Source organism: Catonella sp., assembly GCF_057250765.1.
This window is the reverse complement of sequence record NZ_DBHIEC010000014.1, coordinates 34,093-46,736: the sequence shown is the minus strand read 5'-3', so window position 1 is coordinate 46,736 and position 12,644 is coordinate 34,093. Positions and strand designations below refer to the sequence as shown.

At 40.7% G+C, this 12,644-nt stretch carries 12 protein-coding genes; 2 read left to right on the top strand and 10 right to left on the bottom strand.

Annotated features, from left to right (window positions below):
- Nucleotides 1–10: 10 nt before the first annotated feature.
- Together ACO6HM_RS08455 and ACO6HM_RS08450 are read right to left on the bottom strand one after the other, a co-directional pair.
- Nucleotides 11–1,792: an L-fucose isomerase gene (locus tag ACO6HM_RS08455; protein WP_485390633.1), complete on the bottom strand. Its 1,782-nt coding sequence runs from the start codon at nt 1,790–1,792 to the stop codon at nt 11–13.
- A gap of 27 nt (nt 1,793–1,819) precedes the next feature.
- Nucleotides 1,820–3,238, bottom strand: coding sequence for a rhamnulokinase (locus ACO6HM_RS08450; protein WP_485390632.1), 1,419 nt, complete (start codon nt 3,236–3,238; stop codon nt 1,820–1,822).
- A gap of 388 nt (nt 3,239–3,626) precedes the next feature.
- Here ACO6HM_RS08450 and ACO6HM_RS08445 point away from each other — a divergent pair, with 388 nt between their 5' ends.
- The gene (locus ACO6HM_RS08445) at nt 3,627–4,385 is read left to right on the top strand and encodes a DeoR/GlpR family DNA-binding transcription regulator (RefSeq protein WP_485390631.1); all 759 of its coding nucleotides are present in this window, start codon (nt 3,627–3,629) and stop codon (nt 4,383–4,385) included.
- A gap of 114 nt (nt 4,386–4,499) precedes the next feature.
- Here the strand turns inward: ACO6HM_RS08445 and ACO6HM_RS08440 are convergent, their stop codons facing one another.
- The 7 genes from ACO6HM_RS08440 to ACO6HM_RS08410 form a co-directional block, all read right to left on the bottom strand.
- A complete protein-coding gene (locus tag ACO6HM_RS08440) occupies nt 4,500–5,711 on the bottom strand; it encodes a 6-phosphofructokinase (protein ID WP_485390630.1) in 1,212 nt (403 codons plus the stop codon).
- Between the two features lie 5 nt (nt 5,712–5,716).
- Nucleotides 5,717–6,454, bottom strand: a complete 738-nt coding sequence (locus ACO6HM_RS08435) for a response regulator (RefSeq protein ID WP_485390629.1) — start codon at nt 6,452–6,454, stop codon at nt 5,717–5,719.
- 19 nt (nt 6,455–6,473) lie between these two features.
- Nucleotides 6,474–7,193 (bottom strand): M48 family metallopeptidase, encoded by a 720-nt coding sequence (locus ACO6HM_RS08430; RefSeq protein ID WP_485390628.1) that lies wholly within the window; start codon nt 7,191–7,193, stop codon nt 6,474–6,476.
- A 57-nt stretch (nt 7,194–7,250) separates the two neighbouring features.
- Nucleotides 7,251–7,976 (bottom strand): NAD-dependent protein deacylase, encoded by a 726-nt coding sequence (locus ACO6HM_RS08425; RefSeq protein WP_485390627.1) that lies wholly within the window; start codon nt 7,974–7,976, stop codon nt 7,251–7,253.
- A 27-nt stretch (nt 7,977–8,003) separates the two neighbouring features.
- On the bottom strand, nt 8,004–9,311 hold the full coding sequence (gene aroA, locus ACO6HM_RS08420; RefSeq protein WP_485390626.1) for a 3-phosphoshikimate 1-carboxyvinyltransferase: 1,308 nt from the start codon (nt 9,309–9,311) through the stop codon (nt 8,004–8,006).
- Between the two features lie 313 nt (nt 9,312–9,624).
- Nucleotides 9,625–10,431 (bottom strand): hypothetical protein, encoded by an 807-nt coding sequence (locus ACO6HM_RS08415; protein WP_485390625.1) that lies wholly within the window; start codon nt 10,429–10,431, stop codon nt 9,625–9,627.
- Between the two features lie 227 nt (nt 10,432–10,658).
- The gene (locus ACO6HM_RS08410) at nt 10,659–11,552 is read right to left on the bottom strand and encodes a DUF7916 family protein (protein ID WP_485390624.1); all 894 of its coding nucleotides are present in this window, start codon (nt 11,550–11,552) and stop codon (nt 10,659–10,661) included.
- Between the two features lie 253 nt (nt 11,553–11,805).
- On the opposite strand from ACO6HM_RS08410, the gene ACO6HM_RS08405 reads away from it, so the two are divergent.
- Complete coding sequence (locus tag ACO6HM_RS08405; RefSeq protein ID WP_485390623.1) at nt 11,806–12,192, top strand: hypothetical protein; 387 nt, start codon at nt 11,806–11,808, stop codon at nt 12,190–12,192.
- Between the two features lie 162 nt (nt 12,193–12,354).
- Here ACO6HM_RS08405 and ACO6HM_RS08400 read toward each other — a convergent pair whose 3' ends face one another.
- Nucleotides 12,355–12,612 (bottom strand): glutaredoxin domain-containing protein, encoded by a 258-nt coding sequence (locus tag ACO6HM_RS08400; RefSeq protein WP_485390622.1) that lies wholly within the window; start codon nt 12,610–12,612, stop codon nt 12,355–12,357.
- Nucleotides 12,613–12,644: the final 32 nt, after the last annotated feature.

Here is a 12,644-nt window from a genome sequence, read left to right as displayed (position 1 = left end):
AAACATCGTTTTATCTGTAGAGCGGTCCGTAATAAGCACAAGCTCTGAAATCCTGGCTCTCTAAATCTGTAGTTCCAAATCCATTAAATGAATGTGGTCTGAAGATTCTATCCTCAGTTACATTGTGGAAAGCAACAGGAATTCTAAGCATAGAAGCAAGAGTTATAAGTCTGTCACCTACGTGGCCATGAACTGTTGCTCCGTGGTTAGCACCCCACTTAGCCATTACATTGTAAACGCTGTCTGCTGACTTGGTTGAAAGATTTGGTGCAAACCAGGTTGTTGGCCAGCTTCTGTCTGTTCTCTCATCGAGTACCTTATGTACATCATCTTCAAGTACACAGGTATAACCCTCAATTATCTGCAAGGTAGGTCCTACACCCTCAACAATATTTGTTCTAATCATAGTAACAGGCATCTCCGCTGCTGTCTTAAAGTGCGATGAGAAGCCGCCTCCTCTGAAGTACTCATAGTTCGCTCTGCACCAGTCAGTAGCCTCTGTAAGAGCCTTGATATCCTCATCTGTAAGGTTCCACCACTCCTTCATGCAGCCTTCGCCCTTTTCATTCTTAGCTGCAGCTGAACCGTCCAAGCAGCTTGCTCCTGAGTTAATAAGGTGCATAATACCGTTTGCGGCCTTACCTGTAAGTTTCTTTCCTGTTACTCTCTCAACAGACTCAGGTGACCAATATGTTCTTACATCACTAAAGATTGCTGCTTTATTGGTTACAAGCCATCCAAGCATCATAGATACACCGTTAAGTGTGTCATTCTCAGTTGCAAATGGAATAGGCTCTCTCTTGCCATTCCAGTCAAAGCCTGAAGCTGTAATAGCCTCTGTAAAGTCAGCATTTGGAAGCCAGTCTGTCCACATTCTCTGTCCCTGGAAACCGCCTGCTATAGCATTTCTACCAAGTGACTCCTCGTGCCAGCCGATTTCTGCAAGCTTTGGATTGCCCTTAAGAATGTCTCTTACTACAAGTGCATGCTTCACGCAGAACTCCCACTGCTTCTCCTCAGGTATCCATCTGGATTTCTTAATAATCTCAGGGAAATCCTTTCCTGCATTGGTATTGTAGCCCTCTTTGCAGTTCTCACGAACCCACTTAAGAGCTCTCTCATATTCTTCGTGGTCGTAGATTTCAAGCTCGATTCTTCTTAGAATCTCAGTCATGTCTACCCACTCAGTTCTCATTCCGAGATATTTCTGGAAGAAATCTACATTTACAACTGAACCAGCAATACCCATAGATACTGAACCAAGGTTTACATAGGACTTATTCTTCATAAGGCCCACTGCAATTGCGCCTCTTGCAAAGTCAAGTATCTTCTTCTTTACATCTTCTGTAATAGTCTCATCATTCTTGTCCTGAACTTCGTGCCCATAAATTGAAAATGCAGGAAGTCCTCTCTGTGCATAAGCAGCCATAACTGCTGCAAGATAAACAGCACCAGGTCTCTCAGTTCCATTAAATCCCCATACTGCCTTTATCGTGTTAGGGTTTAAGTCCATGGTCTCTGTACCGTAGCACCAGCAAGGTGTTACTGTAAGGGTACCAACTACGTTCTGAGTTGAGAAAAACTCATCACATTTAGCAGCCTCGCCGCCACCACCTATAGTACAAGGTGAAATCACACACTGTACAGGTGTTCCGTCAGGATATTTAAGTTCGCTCTCAATAAGCTTTTTAGCTCTATTAGCCATTCCCATTGTCTGGTCCTCAAGCGCCTCTCTAACACCGCCCCAGCGGCCGTCAATTGTTGGTCTAATGCCAATTTTTGGATAACTCATGTCATTTTCCTCCTTAAAATATGTATGTTAGTATGTTTTCATTTCCTGCGATTTATAAGCAGCCTCAAGCCCCTCTTCGATACTCTTAATTTCTCCGAGTGCCTTCAACTGAACTATAATATTACCAAGAGCTGAAGCCTCATAAGGTCCCGCTGTAATGCTTACATCTAGTCTTTTAGCTATCAGCTTGCAAAGAAGTGAAGACTTTGCCCCACCGCCTATCATATGAACCTTCTTATACTTTTTGACCGATATTTCTTCAAGGGCGGTTTTTACTTCAAGGTATTTCTTTACCATGCTCTCATAGATAACTCTGAAATAGTCCATTTCATTCTCAGGAAGTGCAAGCCCCTTTTCTCTAAGAAACTCATCTATTACTTCTTTGGCATCAGCCTCTTCACTACCAAATCTAGGATCTTCCATATCTATCAGATTGGTTATGATCTCTTCCTTCTTAAGCGACTCTTCCACATAGGCTGTAATCTCATCAAACTCAAGCTTTTTTCCAAGCTTTTTCTCGAAAGCACTCTTATATTTTTCAAGCAGATAAAGCCCTGTAAGATTCTTAAATAAAAGCGGAGTAGAATCAAAGCCCAGCTCATTAGTAAGTCCCTTTTCATAGGCTCTCTCAGATAAATCAGGGCTTTCTACCCTTATTCCAAAGAGTGACCAGGTGCCGCAGCTAAGGAACATCGTGTCTGCATCCGTCATTACCTTGGTAAGCAAGACTGCACTAGCTGTATCGTGACCACAGACTGAAACTACATCTACATCCAGGTCTTTTAGTTCATCTATAAGCCCTGTCTTAATATTGCCTGTGATAGAGCCAGCCTTTGTTATCTTTGGAAGCTTGTTTTTATCTAGGCCATAAGTCTCAAGCAGTTTATCGCTATAATCTCCTGTTTTAAGATTAAGTATCTGAGTGGTTGATAGTATGGTTTCTTCACCTGTCATATTGCCGGTTAAGAGATACTGTATCAAATCAGGCATCATAAGCAGCTTATAAGCCTTTTCATAGCCATCCGGATTAAGCTTCTTAAATGCCAATAACTGAAAAAGGGTATTTATACTCATAATCTGAGTTCCTGTTTCAGCAAATATTTCCTTCTCACTAAGGCTCTTTAAGGCTTCCTCATAGCCTTCCTGATGCTTTGGATCCCTGTAACAGACAGGAGGCTCAACCAGCTTTCCTTCTTTATCTACCAGGCCGAAGTCAACTCCCCAGGTGTCTATGCCCACCGAAGATATCTCGTGTCCGTTTTCCTTTATGGTTTCCACGATTTTCCTTACAAGTTCATCAAAATCCCAACGAAGCCTTCCATTTGAACTTTTTATTTCATGAGAGAATCTCATAACCTCTTCAAGCTTTATCTTGCCATCCTCAATATAGCCTATTATCCCTCTTATCGAGGTGGCTCCCATATCTATTGCCAGTGCTTTTTTCATATATGCTCCTTCAATAAATATAAATCCGGTTTATTTTTTACTATATTTTTATGAATTTTTTGAGATGATCTTAAATTTCTTTGTAGTTTTTTACTAATCATCTGAACTGATAATAACATATTATGAATATTTTAGCTATACTTGGAGATTTAGTTGAATTTATTTTTTAAAATATCTGTTTTTGATTCATTTTTGTTCTAAAATGTTCATTTTGATTTATTTTTCCTTTGATTTATGAACAAAAAGTGTTATACTACCTGTAGCTGATATGTGGTAATAAAGTTACACATTTTGAGCATATGTTCAAGATGCTAACCTTTGTGCTGATTATTAGATAACAAATCAGGATATCAGCAGCATTTATTAAACTGGGATATGGAGGCTGATTATGAAATATATTGAACGAAAGAAACAGATTTTAGCCTATCTTTCAAGCGGAAATGGTGTTGGCGACATTACAAATATGTGCAAGAAGCTCTATGTATCAAGGTCCACCTTGCGCAGGGATTTGATTACCCTTGAGGAAGAGGGAATAATAAAGAGGTATCATGGTGGGATAACCCTGGTCTCTCCCAGTTCTTCTGAGAATTCCATTAATATAAGAAAAATGGAAAATACAGATAAGAAGATGACTCTTGCCAAGCGTGCCCGCACCCTTTTGCAGGATAACATGGTCATCTTCCTTGATTCCTCTTCTACTGTAAGCCTTTTCATCCCTTACTTAAAGCCTTACAGCAATCTAACTGTTATAACCAACGGAATCAATATTGCAAGCCAGTTAAATACCTATCCTAATATCAAGTGCTACATCTGCCCGGGAGTGCTAAAGAACAAAAGTCTCTCCATAATAGGAGAGTATGCTTCTGCTTTTATCAGCAATTTCCGTGCTGACATAGCCTTCATATCAAGCAAGGCGATTACAACTCAGGGAATATTTGAGGGTGATGATTCCCAAGCCCTCTGCAAGAAGGAAATGATAAAGAACTCCTTCAAAACTGTGCTTTTGCTTGATAATAGCAAGGAGTTCAAGGAGGGGTATTTTAAGCTCGCTGATTTTTCTGATTTTGATGTGATTGTGTCAAATGGGGCTTTTGGAGAAGGGATTATGAAGGAAATTGATATGTCAGACTGTAAGCTGTTGTTTTAAGTTGTGGGGCACTATAAATCAACTAAGTGACGCTCCTACCTTTAGCCTATGAGCAATGCAAAAAAGTTAGGAGCGTCACTTAATAAGACAAAAGATCACATTAGCCATCTCAAATCACAAAACCAGATAATCCGGTACCCCATCCTTATATCTGCAACTCATTTCTCCCTGGACTAAAGGCCTTAAATACTTCATCATCTCCTCTGTAACTCCATTGTGAGCCTCATTTATCCACTGAAGAGGAACCTTCTTTTCAAGATTAGCAACTTCTGCTATGTCAACTGATGAATATTCCACCTTGTAAGGCTCATCAGAAACCCTTGTAAGTCTTGCCATCTTCCCTGACAGCCCCTCACGGCCAAGTCTTACAGCCACTCTTCCAAGCTCTTCTGACTCCCTTATATCGGTCTCGCTGAGGCAGTGCGATGCACAGCGCTGTACAAGGCTTAGTTCTATGTATCTTGCCTTGTATTTAAGCTCATCTTTTAGGACCTTTTCAAGTATCCTACCATTTCCTGCAAGCTGCTTATGGCCAAAGGCATCTACTTCTCCTTCTGCATCCGCTTCATTTCCACCAGCCTGCTCTATAACCGTACCCTCGCTTAAGGCAACGATTACATTCTTTGACTTCTTCATCACTTCCTTAAGGTCAGCCACAAATTTGTCTACAGAAAGGGTGACCTCGCTTAAGTAAATGAGATAGGGAACCTCGCTGTCCTTTTCAGCTGCAAGTGCCGCAGCGGCTGTAAGCCAGCCCGCGTTTCTTCCCATAATCTCGACTATAAGGATGTTTTCCCTGTCATAGACCTTTACTTCCCTTGCAAGCTCGTGGCACACAGTAGCTATGTATTTTGCAGTAGAGCCAAAGCCCGGGCAGTGGTCTATACCATTTAAGTCATTATCTATGGTCTTAGGAGCACCATTTACAGTAATGTCTGTTATTTTATTTTCGTTAAAATACTCCGAAAGCCTGTAAACTGTGTCCATCGAGTCATTTCCACCTATGTAGACAAAATGTCCTATGTCGTATTTTCTAAATACTTCCACGACCCTCTTAAAGTCAGTCTCATCTTCCTTTGGATCTGAAAGCCTGTAACGGCAGGAGCCAAGAGCTGAAGCAGGTGTACGCATAAGCTTGTCCAAATCATCTTCAGAAAGCTTCGTCAAATCTACAATATTTTCTTTTAATATCCCCTCTACTCCAAATCTTGAGCCATATACCTTTGCTCCCTTATTTTCTTTGCACCACTCCCTTATTACCCCAGTGAGAGTCGCATTTATTGCCGCTGTTGGCCCGCCTGACTGGGCTACTATAAGATTCTTCATTACCCTTAACTCCTTGTCAATGTTTCAAACTTGTATCCTACACCCCAAACTGTAGAAAGCCTCCACTCTGCGTGGTCATTAATCTTCTTTCTAAGCCTTTTCACATGGACGTCTACTGTTCTGGTGTCACCTATGTACTCATAGCCCCAAATTCTGTCAAGGAGCTGTTCCCTTGTAAATACCTGATTTGGGTGAGATGCCAGAAAATAAAACAGCTCCAGCTCCTTAGGCGGCATATCCACCCTTTTATCATAGTAAGTAACAGAATAATTGGTTAGGTTTATTTCCAAATCCGCATAGCGTACTCTGTTAATGTTCGCATCTTCTTCTACTCCTGTAGAATCCTTATTGTCGCTACCGGCTCCTGCATCTGTACTAAATCTCCTAAGTACTGCCTTTACCCTTGCTACAAGCTCTTTTGAGTCAAAGGGCTTAATCATATAGTCATCAGCACCAAGCTCTAAGCCTAACACCTTATCAAAGATTTCTCCCTTTGCGGACAGCATAATGATAGGCACTTTCGAGGTTTTCCTAATCTCCCTGCACACATCATAGCCATCCTTTCCCGGAAGCATAAGGTCTAGCAGGATAAGGTCAGGCTGATACTCCTTAAACAGGGTAAGAGCCACCTCACCGTCCTCTGCCCTCTTTGTATCGTAGCATTCTTTCACGAGATAGAGCGATATAAGCTCGGATATATCCTCATCATCGTCCACTATAAGTATCTTTTGTTTCTCAGACATTACTTTTCTCCTCACTATATTATCTGCCGTTTAGCACATCTCTTCTTTTTTTATAATCAGGCATAATATTTCCTACAACCCTCCAAAAGTCTTTGGAATGATTTGGGTGTATGAAATGCGCCATTTCATGTACCACCACATACCGAAGACATTCCTTAGGTTTGTGAATCAGCTCAAGGTTTAGAGTAATTTTGCCTCCCTTTGGCTTGCAAGAGCCCCATCTGCTGGTCATCTTCCTTATGCTGATACTGGGATATGCAACTCCCATTTCCTTAAAATCAGGATAGCAGAAGTCCACCATCTTCGTAAATACTTCTTTTGCCAGGTTTAATTCCCATTTCTTTAGCAGCCGTTCTTTTTTCTCCCTGTCATTTACATCTTTTACAAAGACATAAATGTACTCACTACTTGCCTTCACGCTTTCTTTAGGTGATTGCACAACCTTGAGGCTTAGATTTTTCCCAAAATAATTTATTTCATCTCCAGTATTATAACTTATTTCTCTGTTATTTTCCGCATTTTTACCATTTTCCTCAAATCTCTTAAAAGCTTCCAGTATGAACTCTTCTTTGCTTTTTATAAATCCTTCAATCACATTCACAGGAACTCTTTTGTTTGCAGATACGTAGATAATCTCACCGAGTTTCACCCTTAGATTTATATTCTTTACGGTTTTTCTTTCCAGGGTGTAGTCATACTCTTTCACACCAAGCCTTATTTTCCTAACTTCAACACTCATATTCCAAATCTCCTACGGCTTTTATTCTACCATAGAAAGTTTATAAATGCATTAATATTATACCCTTATCCCCTTCATTATCTCCCCAATTGGAGCATTGATTGTAAGCCCAGCATTTACATTTTTTCCGGTCTCTGACTTATTTATCACCACAAGGTGCTTTCCGTGAAAATAGTCCACAAAGCCTGCTGCCGGATATACTACCAAAGAAGTCCCTCCTATAATGAGGGTGTCAGCCATTGAAATAGCCATAACAGCCCTTTGGGTTACATTTTGGTCAAGTCCTTCTTCATAAAGCACTACATCAGGCTTTATGACACCGCCACACTCACAATGTGGAACTCCCTCAGAATTCTTTACAAAGTCTGCATCGTAGAATTTACCGCATTTCATACAATAATTCCTATGTATGCTTCCATGTAACTCATAGACCTTCTTGCTGCCTGCCTGCTGGTGAAGCCCGTCTATATTCTGAGTTACTACAGCTAATAGCCTGCCTGCCCTCTCAAGTTCGGCTAGCTTAAGGTGGGCAGAGTTTGGCTTTGCATCCAGATACATCATCTTATCCTTATAAAACTCATAGAAGGCCTCCGGGTATCTTAGAAAAAAGCTATGGCTTATAATCTGCTCGGGAGAATACTTATACTCCTGATGATAAAGCCCGTCAGCACTTCTAAAGTCAGGTATTCCGCTCTCCGTAGACACTCCCGCTCCTCCAAAGAATACAATTCTACTGCTGTCGTCTATTATTTTCTGAAGTTCTTCAATTTCTTTTTCATACATAGTAGGCACCTCCCTTATTTGCAATTATTATCCGATTTCGTCTAAGACCTTAAAATAATCCTTAAAAGTTTTCGCTGAGCAATCTGGATTTTTAATTATTACACCAGCTCTTCTTAGCCCCACAAGCGCAAAAGCCATAGCCACACGGTGGTCGTCATATGTCTCTATTTCTACATCTTGCCCATCCATTTTTTTCGGGAAAATGCTTATCTCACCATCCCCCATAACAGCCCTAATTCCAAGCTTTTCCAGTTCATTTTTTATGGCAAGAAGACGGTCTGACTCCTGCATACGGATATGGGCTATACCGGTTATCTTTGTCGGGCTTTTTGCAAATGCGCTGACCGCCGCAAGAGTGAGACTTTGGTCTGAGAAGCTGTTAAGATTTGCTTCAATTCCCTCATAGCACCCATCCTTAGCTCCGGAAAGTACTATTCCATCGGCCTCCTCTTCAAGTTTTGCCCCCATCTTAGTCAGAAGTTTAACAAACTCTATATCGCCCTGAATGCTGTCTAAATGTACATTTTTTACCTGAACCCTGCACCCGAGAATCTCTGCTGCCGCGTAAAAATAGCAGGCCGCAGATACATCAGGCTCAATCACGTATTCTCTACCCTTATAAGCCCTGCCTCCGCTTAAAATATACGATACTACTCCTTTTTCACAGACTACATCAGGCTTCATCTCAAAGCTTTCCATCATCCTCGCTGTCATGTCCACATAGGGCAGGCTTTCTCTGCCTCCTGCTATATTTACTTTTAGTCCATCAGGCAGTAAAAACCCCGTCATAACTACTGCGCTTAGAAACTGGCTGCTAACGCTAGTATCCAGGCTTATTTCTCCGCCTTTTACACCTCTTGAATCTATAGAAAATGGAAAATGTCCCTCCTTCTCATCATAACTTATGACTGCTCCTAGCTTAGTAAGAGCATATAAAAGCGGTTTCATAGGGCGTTTTTTCATCTGCTCAGAGGCATCTAAGTGATATACTCCAGCACTAAATGCCAAGAGCGCTGTAAGAAATCTGGCTGCTGTCCCCGCACTGCCTACATTTACAGAGGCTTCTCTAACAGGAAGCCTTCCTCCACAGCCCTGTACGGTAATAGTTTCATTTTCTTCATCTATCTCCATTTTTATGCCAAGAATGCTGAGACAGGCAAGCATATTTTTGGCATCATTTGAAAAAAGAGCACCTTTAAGAATAGACTCCCCCTCAGCAAGAGCCGCTATAAGGAGAGCCCTGTTGGTTATACTCTTTGAGCCTGGAACCTTCACCCTTATGGTCTTATTTCGGTCTATCTTGTCAAAAATGCACCTAACTCTATATTTATCCATATTCTCACCCTATCAAGTAATTCCCCTAATTATTCTTAGTCTTCTCTTCCCCACAAAATTCACTTCTTACGCCTTTTCATATAGAAAATGTACTCTTCTACTGCAAGCCACAATTGAATTTTGCACGCTTTTATCTAAAGATATTGATGCCAAAAAATAATAATTTTTTTGACACTTGTATCAATTAAATACATTATAGTCTTATATTAGCCTCTCCTGCAATTGTATTTTAAAATAACCCATCAGGCAAATCTTCACCTGATGGGTTTTTATTATTTCAGATATAATTGTCATGTATTTTGACGCACTAATCCTAGTTATAGACAAACTTCACTTCCTTTTTATCGGACTTTGAAGCCTCATCCCTTTCCTTCTTCGTACCTTCAGCTATATCAATTGCATCGAGCCTTACTCCTGCATCAAAGGTCTTGGATGTTGTATCTGAAAATGCAGACTTTATGCTCTCAGCAAATCTTTCAAGCTTCTTAGCTATGCTATTTCTTTCGGCAGCCATCTTTATAGCATCTTCATTCCTCTTTGCAAGCACTTCACGCAGTTTTTCCCTGACCTTCATTTCTGAGTCATAGTCATTCTTTGATATCTCGCCTTCAAGATAAAGCCTCTTAATATCAGAGTCTGACTTACCTGTAAAAGAAACATCCTCTTTGTCTTCTGACTTTTCGGCTTCCCTTTTCTGCTCTTTTTGAGCCAGTTCTTTAAGGGCTGCATTCCTTTTTTCAGACTTGGCTTTTTCTGCCTTGCGGTCATTTTGCGACTGCTCGGCCTTTAGCTCAGCCTTATTTAGCCTAACGTTACCCAAGGCTTCCTTTTGCTCATTCTCGTCAAGCTTTTCGCTCTTTTTGGCTTCACTTGCCGCATCATACTTAGCCACAGCCTTCTTGCTAATCTGAACAGTGTCTCCGTCCGGCGAAACTGCGACCTGATTCTCCAGTGGCTCACTACTCACGCCTAAGCCACCACTTACACCGCCGGCTCCATTACCGGCAGATACGGAATTACCGGATGTTTTACTGATACTTTCACGACTTAAAGAACCTATTCCTTTACCACCGCCGTACCCGCTATATCCACTTCCTGTGTTTATGCCTTCAATTGCCATAGTCACTACCCTCCTTGAATTGTGACATTTAAAAATATATACATATTTCCATTATAGCATAGATTTCTCATAATTGCAAAGATTTTCTTTAAAATTCTTGAACTTTTTTAAAATCTGCACATTAATCAAACTATTTAAATTAAACCACTAAATATTGGTATCAATCTATGTGATATCCGCATATATAGGATTTTTAAAAATTCACTATTCAGGAGGGAAGCTTCATCTTACCTATTTAAGGAACGGCTCATCTTCATATAGGTATGCCTCTTTCCCCTTATGCAAATTGAAAGCGCCATAAGGTTCTCAGGGTCAGGCACTCTGCCATATCCTCCGTCTCCAAGGTGATGCACATCAAAGCCTATCCTTTTATTGCATAGTCCTATCTGGCGAATGGTATCAGCATCAGCACTTTCCTGACTTGTGCCTACTGCACTTATGGTAATTCCACCCCTAGCCTTTACCTTGGCTACTATCGCAGAAGACTCAGCTTCTCCTATGCCCGGAGCAGTTCCCACTGCGGGTATAAGCACCCCATCAGCACCCCTATCCATAAAGCCAAGTATAACTTCCTCAGAGAGTATTTTCTCAGAAAGCCCTGCTGCGTGCATTTTCCCGGCAAATACAAGCCCGTTAAAATACTTTTTAGCGATCTCGATAGAAGCCATAATCCCTGCGTTTGACACTCCGGTAGCAGGATTACCTGTGAGCAGGATGAAGTCCACTCCCTGCCTCGCCGCCTCTATGAAGGCTTCTTTTGTAGCCCTTCTGCCTGCAGGAAGTGTAATAAGATCTTCCACACCGTCCACATTTTCTTCCACAGGCTCTAAGTTTATACCTACAGGCTTCCCTGTCAAATGCTTAATAAACTTAATCGGTTCTGCCTCATCAAGTCCGTTGATATATTTCGTAAATACATCATATTCATTTAATAAAAGTAAATCTGCTCCAAATGCAGACATCACCTCGGCATTGGTAACATCTTCAAAAAGCGGAGCCGCAGTTACAACTGTTTCTCCAAGTATAGTTCTGCTTTCACTTGCTATGATTGAGTTTTTTAAATCATTAGCCGACATTTTCCTAATATCACTGGCAGTGCAGCTTAACAATCTCTTTTTCATTTTTTCTCCTATGACTATTATGGTGTCAAAAGTATAAAAGTTTTCTTTCAAGCAGGCTTTCGCCTCTCTTACACTTTTAGCGCTTCTGCTGTATGGCTTAGACAATGCACATAAAGAAAGGATAGCACTCGATATGTTCTAAGTCAAGAATAGGGGAAACTTAGATTTTGTTTGAAAAAACATTTTGTCTAAAGTATAATCAATGATGATAGAAATCTGTCGGTGAATTACCAAACAATTGAAATCTTCGTAATTGTTTTACACACCTTTCGCCCTTATTTTTCTTGTAAGGATTTTTAAGGATGCCCTTATTAAAAGGCAGAGTAATAGCATAGCCGACTATCTTGTAAAGGAATTGCTTGAGCTCTTTGTAGAAGTTGCAGAAGCTGTGAATGATGGAAATATGCTTGAACACGCCGAGCCTTTGCCTCATTTTTCAGATTTACTAAAAGAAGAGTATTTATGGTCTGAAGTCTATGATGAAGAGGCGGACGAACTCCGTTATGAAGATGACAATGTCTTCCCGGATGACTTATTTTACAGCTTTTACTACTATTCAAAGGAAGTTCTTCTCACCTGTAAGCCTCTGCTTAGTGGCTTAGAATACGAGGACGCAGGGGTACTTTATGGACTGCTGTAATGACCTCTATTCACAAGATATTTATACTTAATGTTTTCAATAAAAACGGGCTGTCGCATTAAGAGTAATATACACGAAATACAGTGATAATTTGATGATAAATCTACTGTATCTTGTTGTACTTTTTCTTATTGCACAGCCCATTTAGTTTTGTCTTATTTATTACTTTCTACTGCTTATATAACCTTCCCAGTCAAGAGTTAGCTCTGTAGGGCTAACTACAAGGGCAGGAATTCCAATACTTCCGCTACCTCTTATGTTCTTAAATTCATCCCTGGTATCTCTAAGCTTTAAAAACTGCTTCATTGAGCCAAGGCTTTCAGTTATATTGATATATTTGTACTCAATTCCGTTCTCCTCAAGTGCCTTCTTTGCTGCAACGCAGTCAGGGCAAAGGTCGGTTCCATACATCATTATCATAAATAGTCCTCCTTAAATTAGATTGTTTACAA